The following is a 396-nucleotide window of genomic DNA, read 5'->3' as shown; positions in this document are numbered from 1 at the left end:
CGCCTTCGATTCGCGCGACCTGCTCACTGTCTGGCTCGCAGGCCATCCGAGTCTGGGCCAAACGCTCGAGCGTGCGCCGTACGCAGCTTTATATGGACGTATCCAGGCACGCGTTCAACTCAAACCCGTGATCGAACGCGAGCGCTTCGCCCTGTTCATCCAACACGCATTGAAGAGCGCCGGCTGCAGTCATACGTTGCTGGCCGAATCTGGCCTGGAGTTACTTCGCCAGGCCTCTCGCGGCTTGCCCCGGCAAGCGGGGCGGATTCTGCGCACCGCTATGCAGATGGCCGTGCCCAAAGGACTGAACCATCTACCCGACGAACTGCTACAACAGGCGATCGAGGAGTTGAAATGACGCCCGAGTTTGACACGCTATTCCCCGACGGTATCCCT

General features: G+C 60.6%; 1 pseudogene. It reads left to right on the top strand.

Annotation, left to right across the window (positions count from 1 at the left end):
- A pseudogene (locus P0D80_RS51365) lies at nucleotides 1-358 on the top strand (AAA family ATPase); the annotation flags it as partial.
- Between the last annotated feature and the right edge of the window lie 38 nt (nucleotides 359-396).

It is taken from the genome of Paraburkholderia sp. RL17-373-BIF-A, from assembly GCF_046030175.1.
In the GTDB taxonomy this organism is placed as follows: domain Bacteria; phylum Pseudomonadota; class Gammaproteobacteria; order Burkholderiales; family Burkholderiaceae; genus Paraburkholderia.
The sequence above is the reverse complement of the archived record's forward strand: the minus strand, read 5'-3'. Positions and strand labels throughout refer to the sequence as shown.